General features: G+C 66.4%; 22 protein-coding genes and 2 tRNA genes. 11 read left to right on the top strand and 13 right to left on the bottom strand.

Features of this window, described 5'->3' with window-relative positions; translation table 11 throughout:
* The 4 genes from EJI00_RS10170 to EJI00_RS10155 all read left to right on the top strand — a co-directional run bounded on the left by EJI00_RS10170 (window position 1) and on the right by EJI00_RS10155 (window position 1,832).
* On the top strand, window positions 1–705 hold the full coding sequence (locus EJI00_RS10170) for a glutathione binding-like protein (protein WP_126747335.1): 705 nt from the start codon (window positions 1–3) through the stop codon (window positions 703–705).
* 36 nt (window positions 706–741) lie between these two features.
* Window positions 742–818: transfer RNA gene (locus tag EJI00_RS10165), tRNA-Pro, on the top strand.
* A 45-nt stretch (window positions 819–863) separates the two neighbouring features.
* Window positions 864–940: transfer RNA gene (locus tag EJI00_RS10160), tRNA-Arg, on the top strand.
* Between the two features lie 370 nt (window positions 941–1,310).
* Window positions 1,311–1,832, top strand: coding sequence for an arsenate reductase ArsC (locus EJI00_RS10155; protein ID WP_126747334.1), 522 nt, complete (start codon window positions 1,311–1,313; stop codon window positions 1,830–1,832).
* A 1-nt stretch (window position 1,833) separates the two neighbouring features.
* Here the strand turns inward: EJI00_RS10155 and EJI00_RS10150 are convergent, their stop codons facing one another.
* The 5 genes from EJI00_RS10150 to EJI00_RS10130 all read right to left on the bottom strand — a co-directional run bounded on the left by EJI00_RS10150 (window position 1,834) and on the right by EJI00_RS10130 (window position 6,985).
* Window positions 1,834–2,748 (bottom strand): DNA/RNA non-specific endonuclease, encoded by a 915-nt coding sequence (locus tag EJI00_RS10150; protein ID WP_185868108.1) that lies wholly within the window; start codon window positions 2,746–2,748, stop codon window positions 1,834–1,836.
* 55 nt (window positions 2,749–2,803) lie between these two features.
* Window positions 2,804–3,046 (bottom strand): hypothetical protein, encoded by a 243-nt coding sequence (locus tag EJI00_RS10145; protein WP_148110632.1) that lies wholly within the window; start codon window positions 3,044–3,046, stop codon window positions 2,804–2,806.
* A 5-nt stretch (window positions 3,047–3,051) separates the two neighbouring features.
* A complete protein-coding gene (locus tag EJI00_RS10140) occupies window positions 3,052–4,605 on the bottom strand; it encodes a S8 family serine peptidase (RefSeq protein ID WP_260590645.1) in 1,554 nt (517 codons plus the stop codon).
* A gap of 249 nt (window positions 4,606–4,854) precedes the next feature.
* On the bottom strand, window positions 4,855–5,793 hold the full coding sequence (locus EJI00_RS10135; RefSeq protein ID WP_260590652.1) for a tripartite tricarboxylate transporter substrate binding protein: 939 nt from the start codon (window positions 5,791–5,793) through the stop codon (window positions 4,855–4,857).
* 127 nt (window positions 5,794–5,920) lie between these two features.
* Complete coding sequence (locus EJI00_RS10130; RefSeq protein ID WP_126747329.1) at window positions 5,921–6,985, bottom strand: tartrate dehydrogenase; 1,065 nt, start codon at window positions 6,983–6,985, stop codon at window positions 5,921–5,923.
* A gap of 111 nt (window positions 6,986–7,096) precedes the next feature.
* Between EJI00_RS10130 and EJI00_RS10125 the strand changes: the two genes are divergently transcribed.
* The 3 genes from EJI00_RS10125 to EJI00_RS10115 all read left to right on the top strand — a co-directional run bounded on the left by EJI00_RS10125 (window position 7,097) and on the right by EJI00_RS10115 (window position 9,683).
* Window positions 7,097–8,044 carry a LysR family transcriptional regulator gene (locus EJI00_RS10125; protein ID WP_126747328.1) on the top strand — a complete coding sequence of 316 codons (948 nt, stop codon included), beginning with the start codon at window positions 7,097–7,099 and terminating at the stop codon, window positions 8,042–8,044.
* Between the two features lie 65 nt (window positions 8,045–8,109).
* Window positions 8,110–8,424 carry a hypothetical protein gene (locus EJI00_RS10120; protein WP_260590643.1) on the top strand — a complete coding sequence of 105 codons (315 nt, stop codon included), beginning with the start codon at window positions 8,110–8,112 and terminating at the stop codon, window positions 8,422–8,424.
* A gap of 116 nt (window positions 8,425–8,540) precedes the next feature.
* A complete protein-coding gene (locus EJI00_RS10115) occupies window positions 8,541–9,683 on the top strand; it encodes a DSD1 family PLP-dependent enzyme (protein WP_126747327.1) in 1,143 nt (380 codons plus the stop codon).
* 68 nt (window positions 9,684–9,751) lie between these two features.
* Here EJI00_RS10115 and EJI00_RS10110 read toward each other — a convergent pair whose 3' ends face one another.
* Window positions 9,752–10,063, bottom strand: coding sequence for a hypothetical protein (locus EJI00_RS10110; RefSeq protein WP_126747326.1), 312 nt, complete (start codon window positions 10,061–10,063; stop codon window positions 9,752–9,754).
* Between the two features lie 243 nt (window positions 10,064–10,306).
* The gene (locus EJI00_RS10105) at window positions 10,307–11,134 is read right to left on the bottom strand and encodes a crotonase/enoyl-CoA hydratase family protein (protein WP_126747325.1); all 828 of its coding nucleotides are present in this window, start codon (window positions 11,132–11,134) and stop codon (window positions 10,307–10,309) included.
* A gap of 96 nt (window positions 11,135–11,230) precedes the next feature.
* On the opposite strand from EJI00_RS10105, the gene EJI00_RS10100 reads away from it, so the two are divergent.
* A complete protein-coding gene (locus EJI00_RS10100) occupies window positions 11,231–13,084 on the top strand; it encodes a PhoX family protein (RefSeq protein ID WP_126747324.1) in 1,854 nt (617 codons plus the stop codon).
* A gap of 26 nt (window positions 13,085–13,110) precedes the next feature.
* Complete coding sequence (locus tag EJI00_RS10095) at window positions 13,111–13,503, top strand: DUF488 domain-containing protein (RefSeq protein ID WP_126747323.1); 393 nt, start codon at window positions 13,111–13,113, stop codon at window positions 13,501–13,503.
* A 1-nt stretch (window position 13,504) separates the two neighbouring features.
* On the opposite strand, the gene EJI00_RS10090 is transcribed toward EJI00_RS10095, so the two are convergent.
* Both EJI00_RS10090 and EJI00_RS10085 read right to left on the bottom strand, forming a co-directional pair.
* A complete protein-coding gene (locus tag EJI00_RS10090; protein WP_126747322.1) occupies window positions 13,505–14,113 on the bottom strand; it encodes a glutathione S-transferase in 609 nt (202 codons plus the stop codon).
* Between the two features lie 69 nt (window positions 14,114–14,182).
* Window positions 14,183–15,085, bottom strand: coding sequence for an SDR family oxidoreductase (locus EJI00_RS10085; RefSeq protein WP_126747321.1), 903 nt, complete (start codon window positions 15,083–15,085; stop codon window positions 14,183–14,185).
* Between the two features lie 146 nt (window positions 15,086–15,231).
* Here EJI00_RS10085 and EJI00_RS10080 point away from each other — a divergent pair, with 146 nt between their 5' ends.
* Window positions 15,232–16,110 (top strand): CoA transferase, encoded by an 879-nt coding sequence (locus EJI00_RS10080; protein WP_126747320.1) that lies wholly within the window; start codon window positions 15,232–15,234, stop codon window positions 16,108–16,110.
* Here the strand turns inward: EJI00_RS10080 and EJI00_RS10075 are convergent, their stop codons facing one another.
* From EJI00_RS10075 to EJI00_RS10065, 3 genes are all read right to left on the bottom strand, one after another.
* A complete protein-coding gene (locus EJI00_RS10075; RefSeq protein WP_312846481.1) occupies window positions 16,111–18,225 on the bottom strand; it encodes an esterase-like activity of phytase family protein in 2,115 nt (704 codons plus the stop codon).
* A 119-nt stretch (window positions 18,226–18,344) separates the two neighbouring features.
* A complete protein-coding gene (locus EJI00_RS10070; RefSeq protein ID WP_185868107.1) occupies window positions 18,345–19,265 on the bottom strand; it encodes a hypothetical protein in 921 nt (306 codons plus the stop codon).
* Window positions 19,266–19,301: 36 nt separating this feature from the next.
* Window positions 19,302–20,219 (bottom strand): DMT family transporter, encoded by a 918-nt coding sequence (locus tag EJI00_RS10065; RefSeq protein ID WP_260590642.1) that lies wholly within the window; start codon window positions 20,217–20,219, stop codon window positions 19,302–19,304.
* A gap of 346 nt (window positions 20,220–20,565) precedes the next feature.
* Between EJI00_RS10065 and EJI00_RS10060 the strand changes: the two genes are divergently transcribed.
* Window positions 20,566–20,844: a DUF1294 domain-containing protein gene (locus EJI00_RS10060; protein ID WP_260590640.1), complete on the top strand. Its 279-nt coding sequence runs from the start codon at window positions 20,566–20,568 to the stop codon at window positions 20,842–20,844.
* Window positions 20,845–20,846: 2 nt separating this feature from the next.
* Here EJI00_RS10060 and EJI00_RS10055 read toward each other — a convergent pair whose 3' ends face one another.
* Window positions 20,847–23,246, bottom strand: coding sequence for a YgiQ family radical SAM protein (locus EJI00_RS10055; protein WP_126747317.1), 2,400 nt, complete (start codon window positions 23,244–23,246; stop codon window positions 20,847–20,849).
* Window positions 23,247–23,290 lie beyond the last annotated feature (44 nt).

The raw sequence follows: 23,290 nt of genomic DNA, 5'->3' as shown, positions 1-23,290 counted from the left end.
ATGCCCGCATCGCCCATCGAGGTCTATTCCTGGCCCACGCCCAACGGCCACAAGATTCACATCATGCTGGAGGAGTGCGGCCTGCCGTACAACGCCCGCCCGATCAACATCGGCAAAGGCGACCAGTTCGCGCCCGACTTCCTGCAGATCAGCCCGAACAACAAGATTCCCGCCATTACCGACCCGGACGGGCCGGACGGCAAGCCGATCTCGCTCTTCGAATCGGGCGCCATCCTCGTGTACCTGGCCGGCAAGACCGGCAAGCTGCTACCCAAGACCGACCGCGAGCGCTACGACGTGCTGCAGTGGCTCATGTTCCAGATGGGCGGCGTGGGGCCCATGCTCGGCCAGGCGCATCACTTCCGCATGTATGCGCCTGAAAAGATCAGCTATGCCATAGACCGCTACAGCAACGAAGCCAAGCGGCTCTACGGCGTGATCGACAAGCAGCTGTCGAAGAACAAGTTCATTGCCGGCAAGACCTATTCGATTGCCGACATCGCCATCTTTCCGTGGCTGCGCAGCTGGGACAAACAAGGCATCACCCTCACCGACTACCCGCACCTGAAAGCCTGGTTCGACGCCATTGCCGCAAGGCCCGCCGTGCAGCGCGGCGTGAAAGTGCTGGCCGATTTGCGCCAGCCGATCACCGGCGATAAAGAGCGCGAGATTCTTTTCGGCAAGACGCAATACGAGAAACGCTGAGAGCACCCGGTATTCAAGCTAGAATAGAAGGCTTGTCGGGGTGTAGCGCAGCCTGGTAGCGCATCTGGTTTGGGACCAGAGGGTCGAAGGTTCGAATCCTTTCGCCCCGACCAAGTTTCTTCTGTATCTTTCGTTTTTGCTTCTGTCCGGCCCGGAATCTGCCCGTAGCTCAGTTGGATAGAGCACCTGCCTTCTAAGCAGGTTGTCGGGGGTTCGATCCCCTCCGGGCAGGCCAATCCCTCTCTTTAACCAAGCGGCTCGGCGTTCGCTTCATGCCGCAGCCGCCTCGCATTGAACCGAGGATGCCGCCGGCCTCGAGGTCCCGCACTGTGGGCGGGTGCCAAAGGCAACCTCTACCAGCGCCGACAGGCATCCACTGCAGTATGGCTCCGAGGCGTGAAGGGTCGATGACTTTGCGCCGAGTCTGCGAGCCTTGCGAGTATCGGGACGAAACTCCCTCACCCTGTTTGCGGCAGAACTCCAAGGGACACCACGGGAAAGAATCGGCCGCATCTTGCGGTCGTCATACACACGTCATCCCCGTCGGGATCAATGGTGCAGTCAACCACTTGAAGGCCGCCTGTGAGCGGCCACCTTGACGCACCATGACTCCCACACACCCTGTTCATGTTCTCTTCCTCTGCAACAGCAATGCGGCACGCAGCCTGATTGCGGAGGCACTGCTCAACCATCTCGGCAAGGGCCGCTTCGCCGCGTATTCCGCGGGCCATGAGCCGACGCCGGACGGGCAGCCCGATCCGCGCACCATCGAAGCGCTGAAGGGTGCCGGCCTGCCCACCGACGGGTTGCGCAGCAAGAATTGGGACGAGTACGGCCTCGCCTCGGCGCCGCACATGGACCTGGTGGTCACGCTGTGCGACGAGGCCGCGGGCGAAACCTGCCCGGTCTGGCCCGGACAACCCGCCGCCGCGCACTGGTCGCACCCAGACCCCCGAGCCGACGACGCCGGCGGCGCCGAGGCATTCGTGAAGACGATGCACGCGATTCGAAGGCACGTGGAACTGCTGGTCAACCTGCCGGACGAGCGCATCGATCGCCTGGTGATCGAGTCCGAGGCTCGGCGTATCGGCTCCACCACCGGGGAGCACGCCTCCCCTACCCCATAGATCAGCCCGGAAGCCGGGTGTCGGCGAAGCGCCGGATCGGCTGCACGAAGCTGATGTCCACGCCATCGAGCACATCGCGGCCCTGGAGGCTTTCGAACCCGAGGCCGGTCTCGGCTTCGATGAACGACAGCGGGCGCTGCGAGGTACCGAAGTCCTCCAGGTCGCGCGCCACGCCTGAATCGAGGTAGATGCCCTGGCTCATCAGGTAGGCGATGGCGGTCAGCTCGCCGGTCGCCTCGCTGATGAATGCGACGACCTTCCAGAAGTCGCGCGGGATCTGGATGCCGAATCTCTCGGCATCGTCCGTCCGGAGAATGGGCCCTGTGAAGACGCTGATGCGCTTGTCGTCGCCCTGGGCGTTGGCGAGGATGTAGTCCTCCAGGTCGCCCCACAGTCCGTCATTGAAAGGCTGCCACTGCGGGCATGCATTGGTTGCAAAGAAGGTGTCGATGTTGGCCCGCTGCGCGGTGGCCAGCGAGCCCCAGTTCGGGTCCTGCCGGCGCGTCATGTGGCCGCGGGAAAACTTCTTGTCCTGCTCGGGGCCATAAGCTTCCCGCAGCATCTGGTACTCCTTCTTGATGCGGCCGTCGTAGTTCCAGGTGTCGTGGCGCGGAACGTTCTTGGACTTCGACCCGTCGACGTTGCAGGCGGAATAAAGCGGCACGCGGCGGGAAATGCACTGCACGGTACTGAAGTGCTGGTACTTGAGTTCGTACGAGCCGTCTTCGAGCGTGGCGATGTCGTCCATCGATATGGCGTCGCTCATCGAAGGCAGTTCCACACGGCTGTCTTCTCCGAAAAAGTCCGGCGCATAACCTTCCCGGCCGCTGAAGAATTCCGGTGGCTTGGGCGTTACGGCAACGCGCTGAATTCCGGCCCAGGAGTTGCTCACGACCTGGACGTCTGTATCGGACATGGGACTTCCTCTCCAAAAAACCCAACGGCCAACAGCGGCCATGGGCGCCTTGCGACTATTTGCCGAGCTTGGCGCGTGCGTTTTTCAGATTGAAGACAGGCTTGCGGATTTCCGCGAATGTCGATTGGGTCACGACCCATTCGGGGTTCTGCTCGAGTGCCGCGAGTTGCGTGTCGTCGACCTGGGCCTCGACCAGGGTGCCCGTTTTCGGCGTCAGCACGACACCCGGCACGCAGCGCCGCAGCCGCGCCTCGGCCGACAACTTCTGGTCGGGACTGCCCGTATAGGTCAATACCACGCTTGTCACTTCAGAACTCCAAACCCTTCGTACTCGGCCGACCAGCCCACCTTGCGGGCTGCCTGCGACAGCATCTTGACGATGGCGTCGGCCTTTTCAGGACCTCTGGGCATGTTAAGCAGGTTCGGATTCCCTGACAACAGACGGGCCGCCATGCCCGATGTGAACGGCGTGGCCATCGAAGTGCCGGACATCATCGCGTATCGCCCGCCCGGAAACGCCGACAGGACGGCAACGCCGGGGCCGATGAAATCGGTCGAAAGGCCGTAGTTCGAAAACTCGGCAACAAACTCTTTCTTGCGGCGAATCTCGCTCTCCTGAAAGCTCTCCGGACAGTCTGCCGGAAACGTGCCATCGCGGCCGAGCGCGCCGACCGCCAGCGTGTGGCTGTACCGGGCGGGATAGCGCAGCAGCGACTGGCCATCGTTGCCGGTGGCCGCGAACACGGCAATGCCGGCGTTGCGCGCTTTTTCAAGAATGTCGGGCATCTCCGGCATCGGCTCGAGGCTGCCCATGCTGATGTTGACGATGTCGCAGCCGTCGCCGATCGCGCGTTCGAGCGCGCTGGCAATGTCGCTGGATTTGGCGCGCCCGCGCTCACCGGTCTTGGGACACACGCGGTACGCCAGCAGGCGGCAGGACGGCGCCAGGCCGTAGATGCCACTGCCCGCGGCCATCTTGCCCGCGATGATGCCCGCGACGTGCGTGCCGTGCCCGATGCCGTTGTCGAGAAAATCCGCCGGGTCTTCGCCGGTAACGAAGCAGCCGCCACCCGCCACGGCAATGTCGGCGTGCGGCCCGACGCCGCTATCGATCACGCCGACAGTGACGCCCGCTCCCGCCTGGGGATCGTAGGGCGCGTAATTCGAGAGCAGTTGGTAAGCATCAGGCACCAGCGGCGTGATCTGGACATCCAGGCGCTTCGGTGCGGCAACACGGTCGAACCCCTTCACGAAGACCGACCAGTGCGTGTGTTCCGGTTCGACCAGAATCAGTTCGACACGAGGGTAGAGCACCGGAATTCCCAGGCTCGCGATTCCCTGCGCGTCGGTTACCGCAGGCACGTGCGCGCCGTCCCAATCGACAAGCGCCTTGACCCGAACGCCCGCCACGGGGTTTCCCTTCGGATCGGCAAGGCGCAGCTCGAACCTCTTGACCTTGGCCCCTGCCGCCACCTGGATTGCGGAAGCTTCCAGCTCGTCGCCCAGCGGGCGAATGTATTGGAGGTATGCCCATGCAGCGGGCGCAATCCGAAGGCCCGGCGTATTCCGGCGCATCGCCAGCAACGCGGATGAATTGGCCTTCATCACCGACACGCCGTCCAGCTGCTTGACGAGATTCATCCGCGGCGCACCGCGGCCTTGCACTCCTTGCCCAAGCGCCTCTTCGGCGTTGCCCAGATTGATGGCGCCAAGGGCCGCCAACTCGGTGCCACCGGGCGCGGCGCCCTTCGACGGCCACACGATGACGTCGTCAGAAAACTTGGGCTCGGCCGCGATGCGGCGCAGGCGCAATTCATGCAGCAGCCGCTCCATCTTCTCGCTGTCGGACTTCGACATGTCGCCCTTCGCGTGCTGGTAGGCGCGCTCCGTTCGATGTGCTGGGGTGGTTTGTTTCTGCGGTTTTTGTCGCTTGCTCGGTGCAGCCATGCGTTCTCTCCTGTTGCCTGCTTGTCGCACGAAGGAGTTTCATGTGGATGACGAACCGCGCTCATGCAGGCCGAGCAGGCGCCGAATGAAATGCTACAGCTTGAAGGGCATAAAGCCCTTCGGCGGCGGCTACTTCGTCCGGGGCTGCATCGCTTCGACCTACTCCACCGCCACCTTGCCTTCTTTCGCGAGCCTTGCGAACTTCGCCGTCTCGTCGCGGATTCGTGCCACCATGTCGGTGGAGCTGTCGCCTATCGGGTCGGCGCCAATCGCGCGCATTCTTTCTGCGAAGTCCGGCGACTTGATGATCTTCACCATCTCGGCATTCAGCTTCGCGACGATGTCTTTCGGCGTTGCGGCCGGCGCCAGCACGCCGAACCACGTGCCGATGTCGAAGCCTTTCAGGCCTGCCTGTTCGAGCGTCGGCACATCGGGCAGCACGGCCGAGCGCCTGGCCGTGGTCACGGCCAGGGCGCGCAGCTTGCCGCCCTTGATGTGCTGCAGCACGGGCGTGATGGTGTCGAAGGACATGTCCACCTGCCCGCCCAGCAGGTCGGTGGTGAGCGGGCCGCTCCCCGTGTAGGGCACGTGCAGCAGCTTCACGCCGGTGCTGGCCTGGAACTGCGTGCCGATGAGGTGCTGCGCGGTGCCGTTGCCATTCGAACCATAGGCCAGTTCCCTGGACGATGACTTGCCCGCGGCAACCAGCTCGGCCACCGACTTTGCGGGCGTGAGCGACGCATTGACCACCAGCACGTTCGGCACCATGGCCACCGTGGTGATGGGCGCCAGGTCTTTCTGGAAGTCGTAGGGGAGCTTCTTGTACACGCTGGTGGCAATGGTGTGGTGCACCGCGCCCATCAGCAGCGTGTAACCGTCGGGCTTGGCCTTGGCGACGTAGTCGGCACCGAGCGTGGCGCCGGCGCCCGGCTTGCTTTCCACGATCACGGGCTGCCCCAGGCTCTTGGAGAGCGCATCGGCGAGCGCCCGGGCCAGCACGTCGGTGGTGCCGCCGGACGGAAAAGGAACGACCAGGCTGATCGGCTTGGCCGGCCACGGCTCCTGCGCAGCGGCCCAGGGCGCGGCAGCGAATGCCATGGCTGCCAGCACAGTTCCCGCGACGGCGCGGCGCCCCGTGGCGAATGGTTGCTTCTTCATGTCTTTGTCTCCAGGCTGACGACGTGCGCCGTTCTTCTTGCGGTTGGCAGCGGAAATGCGGCGGTCTCTATGCCAGCCGCGCGCACACGGCCTGCGTCACCTGCGCCGTAGTAGCAGTGCCGCCGAGATCGCGGGTATGAAGCGAGGGGTCGGCCGTCACGGCTTCGACCGCCTGCATGACGCGCCTTGCGGCCTCGGCCTCGCCCAGGTGCTCGAGCATCATCACGACCGACCAGAAGGTGCCGATCGGATTGGCCAGGCCCTTGCCCATGATGTCGAAGGCGGAGCCGTGGATGGGCTCGAACATCGACGGGTAGCGGCGCTCGGGGTCGATGTTGCCGGTCGGCGCGATGCCCAGGCTGCCCGCGAGGGCGGCGGCCAGGTCGCTGAGGATGTCGGCATGCAGGTTGGTGGCAACGATGGTGTCGAGCGAGGCCGGCCGGTTGATCATGCGCGCGGTCGATGCATCGACCAGTTCCTTGTCCCAGGTGACGTCCGGAAATTCCCTGGAGACCTGCAGAGCGATCTCGTCCCACATCACCATGGCATGGCGCTGGGCGTTGCTCTTGGTGATGACGGTGAGGAGCTTGCGGGGCCGCGACTGCGCCAGCTTGAAGGCAAAGCGCATGATGCGTTCGACGCCTGCGCGGGTCATCATCGAGACATCGGTGGCGGCTTCGATGGGGTGGCCCTGGTGCACGCGGCCACCGACGCCGGCGTATTCGCCTTCGGAGTTCTCGCGCACGATCACCCAGTTGAGGTCATCAGGGCCGCAGCGCTTCAGGGGACCGTCGATGCCGGGCAGGATGCGCGTCGGGCGCACGTTGGCGTACTGGTCGAAGCCCTGGCAGATCTTCAGGCGCAGGCCCCACAACGTGATGTGGTCGGGAATGTGCGGATCGCCCGCCGAGCCGAACAGGATGGCGTCCTTGCCCCGCAGCGCATCGAGCCCGTCGTTCGGCATCATCACGCCGTGCTCGCGGTAGTAGTCGCCGCCCCAGCCGAAATTCTCGAACTCGAAATCGAAGCTTTCGCCGGCCGAGGCCAGCGCCTGGAGCACCTGCTGGCCCGCGGGAATCACTTCCTTGCCGATGCCGTCTCCGGGGATGGTTGCGATCTTGTACGTCTTCATTTGCGCCGTCGTCCTTTGAGTGGTTCGGCCGATTCTGTGGTTTGCATCCGATGGCATCGCACAGGTAAAGTGAATTCATCATTAACTGCAAGTCAACAATCGTTTCGACCAATGAGCCACGGCATCCAGCCCTCCGAACTGGGCTTCTTCGTGCAGATTGCTACCGGCGGCAGCCTGAGCGCCGCGGCGCGTAACCTGGGCGTCTCCACGCCGGCGGTGAGCAAGCGGCTCTCGCAGATGGAGCAACGGCTTCGCATGCCGCTGGTGAACCGCACCACGCGGCGCATGAGCCTGACGCCCGAGGGCGAGGTGTTCCTGGAGCATGCGCGCCGCATCCTCGGCGAGCTCGACGACCTGGACCAGCTCCTGGCCAAGGGCCGGGGGTCGCCGAAGGGCCTGCTGCGCGTGAATGCGACATTGGGCTTCGGTCGCATGCACGTGGCCCCGGTGATCTCGCGCTACAGCCGGCTGTGTCCCGACGTCGAGGTGCAGTTGCAGTTGTCGGCCGATCCACCGCCATTGACGGACGATGCCTTCGACGTCTGCGTGCGCTTCGGCGAGCCGCCGGACGCGAGAGTGATCGCCAAGCGCCTGGCGCCGAACCGGCGGCTGCTGTGCGCCTCGCCCAAGTACCTCGCGCAGCGCGGAACGCCGGTGGTTCCGAGCGACCTGGCGCGCCATGACTGCATCGGCATTCGCCAGGGCAACGACGCCTATGGGGTGTGGCGCCTTTCCAGCGGAAAAGGCCGCCGCGAACAGACCGAAACCATCAAGGTCCGCGGCGCGCTGACCACCAACGACGGGGAGATTGCGGTGCGCTGGGCGCTGGACGGCCATGGCATCGTCATGCGGGCCGAATGGGACATCGAGCGGTATCTCGCGAGTGGCCGCCTCGTGCAGGTGCTGCCGCAGTACCGCACGCCCGGCGCCGACATCTATGCCGTGTACGCGCAGCGGCATCGGCTTTCTTCGCGCATACGGGTGTTCGTGGATTGCCTGTCCGACGCCTTCGCACGCCTGGGGAACAAGAGCGACCCTGGCTCGGCAGGCATCGCCTGAAGACTTACATCGCTTCGCGCAGGCGGCTGTCGCGGCACACTGCAAGCGCCTGCAATCGTTGCCACATGGACACCGCAGACCCTCGGTCGCCCTTCCCCTCCTGGTGGCGCATTGGTGCGCTCGCCTATTCCACCGTGGGCGTGGTGTGCGTGGTCTCGTCCGCCGCTTTTCCTGAAAACGAACTGGCCATGCTGGCTGCCATCGCGGGGGCGCTGCCATGGTCGCTGGCCCTGCTGACGCTCGATCTCGAACCGGGCGTTGCGCAGACGGCGCTGCTCCTGCTCGCGGGTGGCTGGGCCGTCAATGCGGCGCTGCTCTGGTGGTTGGCGGTCAAGCGCTCGGGGCGCTCGAGGCACCGGGCGCCGTCACGGGGCGACTGAGCGACACTCCTTTTTTCGGCCGCTGCGCGCGTACCGCAAGCGGCTTTTCGATGCGATCATTTCGCCTGCCTCGTGCCTGGCGCGCGCACCCCGAACTCTGCATACGAAGGTTTCCCATGCTCTCTGATACGCAAGTCAACACGCCGCTGATCGGGCTGACCGGCGGCCGGCAATCGCTCGATACACCCGCCCTCCTGCTCGACCTGGGCGCGCTCATGCGCAACATCGAGCGCATGGCCGCCTTTGCCAAAGCGCGCGGTGTGGGCCTGCGCCCGCACGTGAAGACGCACAAGTCGGTGGAAATCGCGCGGCGCCAGGTGGCCGCGGGCGCCATCGGCGTGAGCTGCGTCACGCTGGGCGAGGCGGAGGTCATGGTCAAGGCCGGAATTCCGGATGTGCTGATCACCTCGCCCGCCGTGACCCCGAGCAAGATCGCGCGGGTGGTCAAGCTTGCCAGGCTCGCGGGCCCCGGCGGAATGATGGTGGTGGTGGATGACCCGCGCAACGCCGCGGACCTTGCCGCCGCCACGCTGGGGCTGCCGCATCCGCTCGAGGTGCTGGTCGACTACGGCGCGGGCTACAACCGCACCGGCGCCGCAACCGAAGCACAGGTGCTCGAGCTCGCGCGCCGCATCGCGGCCGAGCCTCGCCTCAAGCTGCGCGGCTTGCAGGCCTACGCCGGCAACCTGCAGCACATTGTTGACCGGGAACAGCGCAGCGCCGCGGCCGCCGGCCTGCGCGAAACCGTTGCGCGTATCGTCGCGCAGGCTAGGCAGGAGGGCATTCATTTCGAGATCGTGACGGGCGCCGGCACCGGCACCCACGATCTCGACGCGCAGCGCGACGCGTTCACCGAGCTGCAGGCGGGGTCCTATGTCTTCATGGACGCGGAATACACCCAAGTGCTTGGCGCCCCCGGACAGCCCTCGCCCTTCGAGGTGTCCTTGTTCGTGCAGACGGCGGTGGTGAGCGCCAATGCGGCAGATTGGGTCACGGTCGACGGCGGCACCAAGTGCTTTGCCACCGACGCCGGCGTGCCGCTGGTGGCGCGTGGCGCCGAGCCGGCGAGCCGCTACGCGTTTTTTGGCGACGAGCATGGCAAGCTGCTGTTTGCCGGGGCGAGGCCGGCGCTGGGAGAGCGTGTCGAGTTCGTCACCCCGCATTGCGACCCGACGGTCAACCTGCATGACGCCTATCACGTGGTCGATGGCGACACCCTGGTGGCCATCTGGCCGGTGGATGCGCGCGGCAGGCACTAGGGTCGGCGCAAGGGCTGGCGCTGCGGCTCCGGGCTGAAGCAATGGCGAAGAATCGCCGAGCGGGCGGGTCAGACCCGCGGCAGCGCCGCCAGGTAGGTAGAGACCACGATCGCAGCCGCGCGGTCCAGCTGCAGGATGTCGGCAACGTCGAACGCGCGCGCAGCAGCGCTTCCGCTCATTTCGGGCGGTACGCGGATCTCGACAAGAACTTCAGCCGCGAGCTCGCGGTCGCTCCGGGGCTTGCCGTCGGGGTGCATCACCCACTCGTCTATTTGCTCGAACGGAATGCTTCGGAAGACGCCGACGACAGGGATGTACTTGTAGCGATCCTCGCCCACCAGGATGGGCACGCTGAGATTGCAGAAAAACGTGGTCGACATGCAGGATCGCCGTCGCAGTCAAAAGGATTAATTGTTAAGGAATGTGACTAAATCAGCCACCCTTCCGAACCCTTAATCCCGCCAAGACGTGACCTTAGTCACACAAAGGTCATGTTTGTCCGCGCGGCGACCAGCCCTCGGCAAGAACGCTTAATCCTCACAATCGAAATCCCGTCCGCGCCGAAATTGGCCGCTTTTAGCGGCCAAAGGTGAAAACACAGGGTTTTCTACGCGGCGATGCAGTCAGGCAGCTGCGCTGAATCGGGGCGGCCGCCGCTCGACGTTGGCCTTGACCGCCTCGGTCTGGTTTGCGCTCCCGATCAGCGCGCGCTGCTCCACCGACTCGGCGACCAGCAGATCGGCCGCGCTGTGCGACAGCGCGGCGTTGAGCAGGCGCTTGCCTGCCCGGATCGCATCGGGGCTCTTGCCCGCGATGTCGCGCGCCATCCGGAGGGCGTCGGACAACGGGTCGGCGGCCAGCCGGGTGGCAAAGCCAAGCTGCAGCGCCTCCTGGCCCGAGAAGATGCGCCCCGTGAAGGTGAGCTCGCGCACCACGTCGCTGCGGGCAAGTTCGCGCATCAGCACCATGCCGCCCATATCAGGCACCAGGCCCCACTTGATCTCCATCACCGAAAGCTTGGTGTCGGGCGCCACGATGCGGACATCGGCGCCCAGCGCCACCTGCAGGCCGTCGCCAAAAGCCACGCCGTGCACGGCCGCGATGACGGGCACCGGCACTTCGCGCCAGACCATCGCCACGTATTGGGCCGCGTTCGAAATACCGTGGGTCCGGATGGCCAGGTCGGTGCCGCCGGCCGCAGCGCCCAGCACGGCACTCGCCGCGCCCTGCCCCATGCGCTCGAACGAAGCCATGTCGAGCCCGGCGCAAAACGCCCTGCCCTGGCCCGAGATCACCACGGCGCGCACCGCGGCATCACGGCGCAAGGCTTCGCCGGCCTCGATCAGCGCGTCGAACATCGCGGGGTCGAGCGCGTTCATCTTGTCGGCGCGCGCAAGCTGCAGTTCCACCACGCCGTCGGGGTGGCAGGTCCATTCGATCCGGTCGGCCATGTCGTGTCTCCTTCGGTTTTCTTCGCGCCAGTATCGCCCGGTACGGGCGCTCGGCGATGATGGCGCCTGTCGCCCGCCCAACACCTGCTTCGACCCATGCCCCTGGATCGCCGGATCTTTCTGCAATCGGGCGCCGCCGCCGTGGTGGCGCTGCTCCACCGAAGCGGTGTCCACGCATCCCCCAGCCCCAACGAGCCGGCCATGCTCGGCTTCACGGCCGTGCCCGCTTCGCTGCGAGACGCGGTCGTGGTGCCGCCGGAATACGAATGGCAGCTGCTCTATCCGTGGGGCACCCCCACGGGCGTGAAGGGCCAGCCGATGCCGGCCTTTGCGCCCGATGGCTCGCACAGCGCGGCCGACCAGGCGCTGCAGGCGGGCATGCACCATGACGGGATGCACTTCTTTGCGCTTGCAGCGCCGGACCGCGCACTGCTCGTGATGAACCACGAATACACCGACGAGCAATTGCTCCACGCGGACGGCATCAAGGAATGGACCGCCGAGAAGGTGCGCAAGTCGCTGCATGCCATGGGTGTGTCGGTCATCGAAATCCGGCGCACGCGCGATGGCTGGCGGCAGGTGCGCCCGTCGCCCTATGCCCGGCGCGTGCACGGCAACACGCCCATGCGCATTGCAGGCCCCGCGGCGGGTACGCCGCTGATGCGCACACAGACCAATCCGGCGGGTGACGAGGTGTTCGGCACCTTCGCCAACTGCGCGATGGGCGTGACGCCATGGGGCACCTACCTGACCTGCGAAGAAAACTTTCACGGCTACTTCGGCGGCCCCAAGGAAGCGGCCAAAGGCCTCACGCCCGCGCAGCGCCGCTACGGCACGGTGCCGGGTTCGCAGTGGGTGGAGTACTGGCGCTTCGACGAACGCTTCGACATGAGCCGGCATCCGAACGAGGCCCACCGCTTCGGCTGGGTGGTCGAAATCGACCCCTTCGATCCCGCGGCCAAACCGATCAAACGCACGGCGCTCGGCCGCAAGCGCCAGGAAAGCGCCACCTGCACGCTCACCAGGGACCAGCGCCTCGTGGTCTACATGGGCGACGATGCGCGGTTCGAATACATCTACAAGTTCGTCAGCCACGGAAAGGTTTCAGCCAGCGGCGGCAGTGCCGCCAACAGCAGCCTGCTCGACGAAGGCACGCTCTACGTCGCCCGGTTCGACGCCGACGGACGCGGCCGATGGCTCGAACTCGTCCACGGGCGCAACGGCCTCGATGCGGCGGGCGGCTTTGCCGATCAGGCCGAGGTGCTGATCCACGCCCGGCTGGCGGGCGACGTGGTGGGCGGCACCCGCATGGACCGTCCGGAATGGATTGCGGTGCACCCGCAAACCGGCGAGGTGTACGTGACGCTCACCAACAACAGCCAGCGCGGCGAGTTCGGCAAGCCCGCGACGGACGCAGCCAATCCGCGCGCCGCCAACCTCTTTGGCGGGATCCTGCGGTGGCGCGAGGATGGCGGCGATGCGGGCAGCGAAAGCTTCGCCTGGGACCACTTCGCGCTCGCCGGCGACCCGGCACAAACAGACAGCGGCGCGCGCTATCCCTCCGGCCAGGCGGACATCTTCGGCAGCCCCGATGGCTTGCATTTCGACAGCGGCGGCCTGCTCTGGATCCAGACCGACATGAGCGGCCAGCTCATCGGCAAGCCGCCCTATGCCTCGCTGGGTAACAACCAGATGCTGTGCGCCGATCCGGCGACGGGCCGCATCAAGCGCTTTCTGACGGCGCCGAACGGCAGCGAAGTTACCGGCTGCGTGGTAACGCCCGACCGGCGTACGCTGTTCGTCAACATCCAGCATCCAGGCGAATCGCGCGACGACGGCAGCGGAACGCCGACCAGCGCCTGGCCCGACGGCACCGAGCCCGGCAGCGCACGCCCACGCTCGGCCACGCTGGCAATTCGCCGGCGCGACGGCGGTATCGTCGGCACCTGAAGCCCGTTCATAAAAAGGAGACCTGCATGAGCATTCGCATCGTTCGCCTCGGCACACCGCGCGCCCACGGCGAAGGCCTGCGCATCGGCACCGTGCGCCGTCCGCCGCGCGGCGTTCCCAAGACGGAGTTCGCCTCGCAAGACTGGTACGACGTGTGGTACCCGAACCTCGCGCCTTCGGCCGAGACCATGAAACTGGGCCAGGAGGCGGAAACGCCCGCGCAATGGAACGCCTTCATGCGCAAGTACAAGGTCGAGATGGCCGAGGCCGACGCGAGCCGTAGCCTCGACCTGCTCGCGGCGCTCTCGCACAGCACGGCGCTTTCGGTGGGCTGCTATTGCGAAGACGAGTCGCGCTGCCATCGCTCGCTGCTGCGCGCCCTGCTGGCCGAGCGCGGGGCGGACATCGCCGCGAACTGATTCAGACCTGTGGAAGAGCCACGAACGCCGGCAGCTTTTCCACGTCGGCCGCAAAGGCTGCGAGCGACGGGTAATCGGCGGGCGCAATCACGTCCGGGAGCACCAGCTGAGTGAAGCTCCATGCCACGGCGCTTGTCAGCGCGGCCTGCCCGATGGTGCCTTCGGCGCCCGGCGCAGGCAGCTTCCGCAGCTCGGCCTGGAGCCCTGCGTAGGCCGCACCAAGCTGGCCTCGGACCCTGTCGACCCATGGCGCGTGCTGCTTTTCCGGTGGACGCAGTTTGCGCTCATAGACGATTTGCACCGACTTCTCGCACGCCGCCAGCGCAAGCCCGAGCACCTTCAGCGCATGCTGCCGTTCCGCAAGTCCGGAGGGCATGAGACTGCGGCCGGCGACCGTTTCGGCGTAGTCGATGATCAACGTGGAATCCATCAGCAGCGTGCCGTCGTCACACACCAAGGTCGGCGCCTTGACCACGGGATTGATCTCCCGAAACTGTTCGAAGGTGCTGAAGACCGAGATCGACCGGTGTTCGAACGAAAGCCCGAGCAGCCGCAGCGAGACGGCCACGCGGCGGACATAGGGCGAATCGAGCATGCCGATGAGTTGCATCTGCTTTTTTCCTGGTTGATATGGCACAACGATACCGCGCGATCCGTCTGCTGGCGGCATGCAGGGCCGTCAGCGCTGCGCCTTGTCCTTCTGGTTCTGCGCCTCGATGCGCTCGCGCGCGGCCTGCCAGTCATCGTGGCTCCATTGGCGCAACTCGTAGAAGTTGCCGCCGGTGGCCAGCGCGTTGCCGCCGTCCATCATGATGCTCTGGCCGGTGAGCCAGTCGCACTGGCCCGGCGCCATGAGAAAGGCCGCCAGGTTCTGCAGCTCGCTCATGCGGCCGGTGCGCGCCATCGGGTTGGTCTTCTTGCTGCGCGCGCCGGGCTCCTCGCCGGGGTTCAGGCGTTTGCTCATGCCCTCGGTCGGAATTTCGCCCGGCCCCACGGCATTCAGGCGAATGCCGTGGCGCGCCCACTCCACCGCCAGCGACTTGGTCATGACTTCGATGCCGGCCTTGCTCATGGCCGACGGCACTACGTAGGGGCTGCCGTTGTCGACCCAGGTCACGATGATGCTCATGACGCTTCGGAACGCATCGCCCGCCTTCCATTTGCCGGACTTGGCTTCCGCGACCCAGCGCTTGCCCACAGCCTGCGTGACGTAGAAGCTGCCGTGAAAGACGATGTTCGCAATGGCGTCGAAAGCGCGGGGCGAGAGGCTTTCGGTCGGCGCCACGAAGTTGCCCGCCGCGTTGTTGACGAGGCCCGTGAGGCCGCCGCTCTGAAACAGGCTCTCGACCATCTCATCGACGTTCTGCGCAATGCGGATGTCCACGCCGAAGGTGTCGATGCGGCGCTCGGGGAACTGCCGGCGCCATTCGGCCGCGGTTTCTTCGCAGACCGATTGGCGTCGGCCGCAGATTGCAACGTCGGCCCCCAGGCCCAGAAAGCGCTCGGCCATCGCACGGCCGAGGCCGGTGCCACCGCCAGTCACGAGAATGCGCTGGCCGCTCATGAGGGAAGCTTCAAACATGGTGAATCTCCTTGGTCGTTGCAACAGAGCGGCAAGGCGCGGCGCCGCCATGGCGCATGCTACGCCGCCGGCAAATGCCATGGCTTGCGAAATCTGGCTCTGAGCGGGTAAAAATGTCCTTCGCCCTGATCACCGGATACATGACCATGCAAAGCCCCGCTGCCTCGTCTTTCCAATCGCTCGCCGGCGTGCGTGTGCTGAGCCTTGCGCTCAACCTTCCGGGCCCTGCGGCACTGCTGCGCTGCCGCGGCATGGGTGCCACCTGCCTGAAGTTCGAGCCGCCGGGCCGCGATCCGATGGCGCTCTACAACAAGGCCGCGTACGCCGCGCTGCACGAAGGCATCGAGGTTCGCACGGCCGACCTGAAGACCGAAGCCGGCCAGCAACTGCTGCATGCCGAACTGGCGCGCACGGACGTGTTGCTGACCTCTTTCCGGCCTTCAGCGCTCGTCAAGCTGAAGCTCGACTGGGCATCGCTCCAGGCGCGCCATCCGTCGCTGTCTCAGGTCGCCATCATCGGCGCCCCTGGCGAGCGTGCCGAGGAGCCGGGCCACGACCTGACTTATGTTGCGGAAAGCGGCCTGGTCACCGGCACCGAACTGCCGCCCACGCTCTACGCCGACATGGGCGGCGCCCTGCTCGCAAGCGAAGCGGTGCTGCAGGCCACATTGCATGCCCGGTCCGCGGCCAAGGCGAACGGCGTGTACCTCGAAGTGGCACTCAATGCCTCGGCCGACTGGCTGGCGCTGCCGCGCACATGGGGCCTGACCCGGCCCGAAGGCGCTGTGGGCGGCGCGCACGCGGGCTATCGCGTGTATCCCTGCGCTGACGGACGCGTGGCAGTTGCCGCGCTGGAGCCGCACTTTGCAGAGCGCCTCTGCGAAGCGGCCGGCGTGGCTTCGCGCGACATGTTCGCGGTAGCCACGCATGAAGGCATTGCCGCGTGGATCCGCACCCGCACCCGCGCGCAATTCGACGCCATGGCGCGGGAGCGCGACGTGCCGCTGCTCACGCTGGCCGACTGATCAAAGGCGCAGTTCGCTCAGCTTGCGATCGAGCTTGATGAGCCAGATGCGCACCGGCCGTTCCAGGTCGCTGCCGCGCGTGATGCGCGCGCCAGTCACGCCAGCCGGGCACTTGGCAATGATCGCGCCAGCGGCATCCACCGTACAGTCCTCGACGCTGCCTGCAACAGTCTTGCCGTCGGCATCGAGCAGGATCGTGCTCAGGCCGAAGTCGTTGTCGTTCACCAGCGCCAAGGTCTGGTCGTCCACCACCGTGAGGCCCTCGGCCTTTTCGGCCAGCCAGCCCAGTGCGTTGAGATCGAGCAGTTCGGTCTTGCGCATGGTCACCACCGCAGAGTAGTCAGCGGCTCCCGAAGGCGCCTGCGTGATGCTGCTGATCTCAAGGTTGTGGTCGAAGCCAGCAATGTCGGTTGCATTGGCCGGCAGCTCGACCAGCATGAGCTTGTTGAACACCTTGCCGTCGCTCTTGCGCGCACCCTGCTCGATCACGATGAAGCGGCCGTTGCCCAGGCTCACCACGTCGCCGAGCTTGGCGTTGCCGGTGCGGTTCTTGTCGTACTGGCTGCCGTCGATCGGGTAAGCGTAGAGCTTCGATGTCTCGGTGGCCGGATCGAATGCGAGCCAGCGCGTGAACTTCGCGATGTGGCGCACATCGGTCTTGCTGCCGCCAGGCGGCGTGGCCTGGATCGACTTGCCCGCGCCGTCCTTCGGATCGATCGGGCTTTGCAGAAAGCCGTGCAGCTTGCCGTCCGCCGCGTCGAGCGTCAGCCCCTCCATGCCGCGGTTGGCGCGGCGCTGCGCGAGCACCAACGGCAGGTCGGCGGCGCCGCTGCCGGGGGCGTATTTCTTCTCGATCACGCCGGTCGCGATGTTGATGCGTGCGATGAACGGGCCGTACTCGTCGCTGGTCCACAGCACGTTGCGCGCCTTGTCGAGCACCATCGTCTCGGGGTCGAGGCCGTTCGCGTCGTAGTTCGCCTTGGCGGCATCGAACACATAGCGGTCGGTCAGCGGCGTTTCGCCCGTCGAGCCCACGCCCGACTGCGGCGGCAGGCCGGTGATCTTCTTGCCGGCATCGAGCTTGAGCGGCACGCTCGACGAGAGCACCGCACCCGTCTTGCCGATGCGCACGATGCCGAAGCTCGGCGCGAACGACGGCGCGGGAAACACCTTGCTGATGCTGGTGGCGCCGCCGCCGTTGGGCACGGGTGCGGTCGGGCCGTCGCCGTTCGGGCCGCGGTCGGTAATGGCATAGAACTCGAGCGTGCCGTCGTCGGCCTTGCCCTTGAATGCCAGACCCGATCCGTAGGCCGGCAGGAAGCCCGCGGGAAAGTCGGCCTTGGTTTTCTCGTTGTCGCCCTCGTAGGGCACGTTGAAGCTGGCATCGGCCTGCAGCTGGTAGCGCGTGACGCCGATACCGAGGGTGCCGAGCGCGTTGGTCTGCGTCGAGGCTTCGGTCACCGGCGCGGCAAGGCGCGAAGCCAGCGTGTTCTCGAAGTGCTCACGTGCCAGCGTGCGGCGGCTTGAATCGACCATGCGGGCATTGTAGGGAGCGGGCAGACCCGCGAGCACCGCGTTGAACGCGGTGTCGAAGCTCGCGGCCGCGGCGCTGAAATCGATGGACCCGGCCGTGAGCGCGGCCTTCAGCGCCGGGGTCAGGCGAATGCCATTCGAAGGATCGCGGTCCTCGTCGAAGCTCTGCAGCGCGAGCAGGCGGTTGACGACGGCATCGGCTTTCACATCGGTGCCGCCGGCCAGGGTCAACGGGGTGATCGCGTCGCCGCAGGCGGCACTGCCGAGCGCGAGCGCGCCGACGCTGAAGACAACGGTCTCGCCGTCCTTGCAGGTGAATTCGCCCGCCGCGTTGGTGGCGGCCTTGGCGGCGCTGCCGGCAACGTAGTCCAGGCCTTCGACCGCCGAATCGAGGAAGGTGCCGGTCTTCGACTGGGCGACAGGCGGATTCGTGGTGCCACCGCCGCCGCCTCCGCCGCTGGACGCGGGGGGAAACGCCCATCCGCCAGTCCCGCCGCCATCGCTACCGCCGCAGGCACCCAACAGCACGCTGGCACCCGCGAGCGCCAACCACCCCATCCTCGATCCTCTTGTCTTCCGCATTGCTTGTCCTTGTTAAGCGCCCGCGCAAAGGCGCAGGCCCCGGATTAGCGCTGAGGCAGATGACAAGTCCGTGAAATTGCGGTCGAAAGGCTGCGGCTGGCCGCGCCTTTTCGCGCGGTTCAGCGCTTCGTGCCGTCGCGTTCGCGGTCCTCGCGCTTGATCGCAAGGTAGGTTTCGAGTTCGATCTCGTGCAGCTGCCGCGGATACTGCTCGGCCGCGGCAAACCAGGAGCGCTCGCGCCGCTCGGCCGGCGTTCCGGCTTCCGAAGAGAGATACGTGTCGAGCGTCAGAAAGTAGCGCATCGCATTGCGCTCCACCAACCCGCGCGCGCCGCGGATGTACTCGGGCTGCCCATCGGCCTCCTTGCCCACCACGGTAAAGCCGACCTTGTTGCGGCCGAAGGTGGCCAGGTACGCCTGCGTGGCCATGCGAACCATCATGTTGTGGTCGTAGCTGTAGCCGAAATGCAGGAAGCTTCTTTTCTCGTCGAGCGCCACCGCTTCCAGCGTGACCCGGTAGTTGCTCGTGCCCAGCGGTCCGCTGGCGGCGTTCATCTCGACCGACAGGTACTCCGGCGTTGCGTTGGCCACGCGATAGATGAAGGGCAGCTGGAACGCCTGGTCGACCGGCTTGTCGTAGCGCCGCACGACGAACAGCGTCAGCATGTCTTGCCCCTGCGGCGTGGTGCCCGCGCGGCATCGGCGATTGTTGACGTGCAGCTTCAGCAGTTCGCACCAGTGGGACGACTCCTTGAGCGCAGCGCTGATCTCCGGCAACGAATGGTCCACCACGGCATAGATGTCGCCCTGCAGCCCGCCCGGCGTCTCCACCGAATCGAGCTGAATGGGCCGCCCGAACCCGCTGCGCGCGAGCTTGCCCTTCATGCGCTGATGCGTGGCGCGCAGCGCTTCGGCCGAAGCGGCACCTGATGCAGAAGGAGATTCGGACGGCGCCGCCACCGCATGCACCGAAGCTGCGAACAGAACAGCCCCCGCCAGGGCGCGCAACCATGAAACCGGCGGATAGAACGGACTGCTCATGGGGCCACACCATACAACGGACAGCCCTCGGCCGACTCAGCCACCGGGTTTGGCCGCTCCTGTTCGCCGCACGAGCAACAGCATGGCCAGCGCCAGCAAGACCGCACCGGCCCACTGCCGCGGCGCCATCGGCTCGGAGAGCAGCAGCGCTGCCAGCAGCGCGGCCACGAGCGGCTCGATGAGCGTGCCCACCACTGCGGCCGTGGGCGAGAGGTGCCGCGCGCCCCAGGCAAAGGCCAGGTAGGCCACCGACGTCGTCACCACGCCGGTGTAGCTCACGCCAAGCCACTGCGCGGTTCCGGCCGGCCACGTGATGCCGGCCGGCCATGCGATCGCGAGCATGCAGAGCGCCGCGACGCTCATGCCCCATGCGGATGCCGTGACGGCCGGCACGCGCACTGGCATTCGCGCATTGCCGAGCACCACCAACGCATAGCAGAAGGCCGAGCCGAACGACCACGCCAGCCCCGCGGCATACCCGGCAGGCAGTGGCCCCCAGCCGCCGGCTGGCACCACCAGCAGCGCCACGCCCGCCAGCGCCAATCCGAGCCCGGCAGACAGGCGCAGGCCGAAGCGTTCATAGCCGCACATCACCGACACGAACGCGACGATCACCGGTGCGCAGCAGATCGAAATCACCGTCGGCAACGCGGCCCCCATGTGCGCGATGCCCGCGAACCAGCAACTCACATTGAGCGCCATCGCGGCGCCGGTGCCGGCCACCTGAAACTGCTCCCGCCCTTCCAAGTCGTTCCAGCGCACCCCGGCCGGCTGCTGCACGGACTGCGCACGCCAGTGCAGCCACCACAGCAACGGCACGCCGAGCGCGAAGCGCGCCAGCGAAAGGCTCTGCGGCGCCATGCCGCCATCGATGAGGAACTGCGCCACCAGCGCACCACCGCCCCACAGCGCGCCGGCCAGCAACACGCCGCCCCAGGCCAGGGCGGCAGACATTCTTGCGTTCATTCTTGAAATCTCTCCATGACGCCCGCCGCATTCGTCGAGGGCGGGCATGACCATCCGGCCGCAGCCCGGCCTCGTGAAGGCGGGCAGCGGCGACCACGTGCAGGTCTGAGCGCAGCGTTGAACGCGCGTCAGCAGCGGGTCGAAGGAGGGGGAGAGTGGTGCAGGTGCATGAGCGGCCGATGATAAGAGCCGGGTTCGGCAGCTGCAAGAGAGAATCGCGGCCATGCGCCCCTCCTCTTCCTCGTCGTCCACGTGGCCCATCGGCGTGCTGCTTCTGGGTTACGCAGCGCTGCTCGGCTACGGCGTATAGACCGCACGCCTGCCGCCGCTTGCCTTGGGCGTACTGCTGCTGATCAACCTTCTGACCGTCGTCATCTACGGCGTCGACAAGAGCGCGGCCCAGGCCGGCCGCTGGCGCACCGCGGAGAGCACGCTGCACCTGTTGTCGCTGGCGGGAGGATGGCCGGGGGCGTGGTGCGCGCAGCGGCTATTCCGCCACAAGTCGCGCAAGGCGAGCTTCATGGCGAGCTACTGGACCACTGTGGTGCTGAATATCGCCGCGGTGGGCGCGTGGTTCGGCAAGCTGTTGCCGGCGAGCCTGCTCGCGGGCTGAACTCAGCGCGGCTTGCGAATGCTGCCGCGCACCGGGCCGGCCGCAGCCTTGCGCGGCGGGGCCGAGCCGTTGTCGCGCGGCGGCAGGCCGGTGTGCTGCGTGAGCATGCGGCCCTTCGAGGGCTTCACGGGCGCGAGCCTGACCGGTGCCGATGCCTTGGCTGCCACCGGCGCACTGGTCGAGTTCTTGCGCCGCGCGCTCGTGTAGCCGCCGTCGGTGAGCGGCTGCCACGTTGGAATGAGGTGGTGCTTGCCGTTGCCGATGAGGTCGGCGCGGCCCATGCTCTTCAAGGCCTCGCGCAGCAGCGGCCAATTGTTGGCGTCGTGGTAGCGCAGGAAGGCCTTGTGCAGGCGCCGGCGCTTGTCGCCGCGCACGATGTCCACCGTCTCGCTCTCGCGCGTGATCTTGCGCAGCGGGTTCTTGTTGGTGTGGTACATCGTGGTGGCCGTGGCCATCGGGCTCGGGTAGAAGGTTTGCACCTGGTCGGCGCGGAAACCGTTCTTCTTGAGCCAGATCGCGAGGTTCATCATGTCCTCGTCGCTGGTGCCCGGATGCGCGGCAATGAAGTACGGAATGAGGTACTGCTTCTTGCCCGCCTCGGCCGAGAACTTCTCGAACATCTGCTTGAACTTGTCGTAGCTGCCGATGCCGGGCTTCATCATCTTGGTGAGCGGGCCCTGCTCGGTGTGCTCGGGCGCGATCTTCAGGTAGCCGCCGACGTGGTGCTGCACCAGTTCCTTCACGTACTCGGGCGACTGCACGGCCAGGTCGTAGCGCAGGCCGGAGCCGATCAGGATCTTCTTGATGCCCTTGAGCGCACGCGCGCGGCGGTAGATCTTGATGAGCGGATCGTGGTTGGTGCCCAGGTTCTGGCAGATGCCCGGGTACACGCAACTGGGCTTTCGGCAGGCGGCCTCGATCTCGGGGCTCTTGCAGCCGAGCCGGTACATGTTGGCCGTGGGGCCGCCCAGGTCGGAAATGGTGCCGGTAAAGCCGCTCACGCTGTCGCGAATGGCCTCGACCTCCTTGATGATCGATTCTTCCGAGCGGCTCTGGATGATGCGGCCCTCATGCTCGGTAATGGAGCAGAAGGTACAGCCGCCAAAGCAGCCGCGCATGATGTTCACGCTGAAGCGGATCATTTCCCACGCGGGGATCTTGGTCGCGCCGTCGTGGCTGCCGTTTTCGTCGGCATAGCGCGGGTGCGGACTGCGTGCGTACGGCAGGTCGAACACGTGGTCCATCTCGGCCGTGGTGAGCGGAATGGGCGGCGGGTTGATCCACACGTCGCGCGCCGTGGCGCCCTCGCCGTGCGCCTGCACCAGCGCGCGGGCGTTGCCAGGGTTGGTCTCCAGGTGCAGCACGCGGTTGGCGTGGGCATAGAGCACCGGGTCGGCGCGTACCTGCTCGTACGACGGCAGGCGAATCACGCTGCGGTCGCGCGGAGGCACCTTGATCTTGGCGCGCTGCGCAAGCGCAGGGTTCGGCACGAAGGTGAGCGGCTTGATGGCCGGGTTCACCGAGTTCGCCGCGGCGCCTGCTTCAGCAGCTTGCGCTACGGCCTGGGCCTCGTCTTCCTTCGCGCAGGTGGCGCCGTTGGCCTTGGCCTGCTCCGACACCATGAGGTACGGGTTGACGTGCGCCTCGACGCGGCCGGGCTCGTCCACGCTGGTGGAGTTGATCTCGAACCACTCTTCAGGCGTGTCGCGCCGCACGAATGCGGTGCCGCGCACGTCGGTGATCTCGTGCACCGGTTCGCGGGCCGCCAGGCGGTGCGCAATTTCGACAATGGCGCGCTCGGCGTTGCCGTACAGCAGCAGGTCGCACTTCGAGTCGACCACGATCGAGCGGCGGACCTTGTCCTGCCAGTAGTCGTAATGCGCAATGCGGCGCAGCGACCCTTCGATACCGCCGAGGATGATGGGAACGTCGTTCCAGGCTTCCTTGCAGCGCTGCGAATAGACGATGGCCGCGCGGTCGGGCCGCGCGCCGCCCACGTCTCCGGGCGTGTAGGCGTCGTCGCTGCGAATCTTCCGGTCCGCCGTGTAGCGGTTGATCATCGAATCCATGTTGCCGGCGGTCACGCCGAAGAACAGATTCGGCTTGCCCAGCGCCTTGAAGGGCTCGGCGCTCTGCCAGTCGGGCTGCGCGATGATGCCCACGCGAAAGCCCTGAGCCTCGAGCATGCGGCCGATCACGGCCATGCCGAAGCTCGGATGGTCGACATAGGCATCGCCCGTCACCACGATGATGTCGCAGCTGTCCCAGCCGAGCGCGTCCATTTCCTTGCGCGTGGTGGGCAAGAACTTGGCCGTGCCGAAACGGGCCGCCCAGTACTTGCGGTAGCTGGTCAGCGGCTTGGCGGCACGCGCAAAAAAGGAGACGTCGACGGGGGCGTTCATCAGTGGGTATGGCAGCGCGGCTTGGCGGGCTCGCACCGCAGTGG

Origin of the sequence: Variovorax sp. DXTD-1, from assembly GCF_003984625.1 — a bacterium.
GTDB lineage: Bacteria > Pseudomonadota > Gammaproteobacteria > Burkholderiales > Burkholderiaceae_C > Variovorax.
This window is presented reverse-complemented; position numbering and strand designations above follow the sequence as displayed.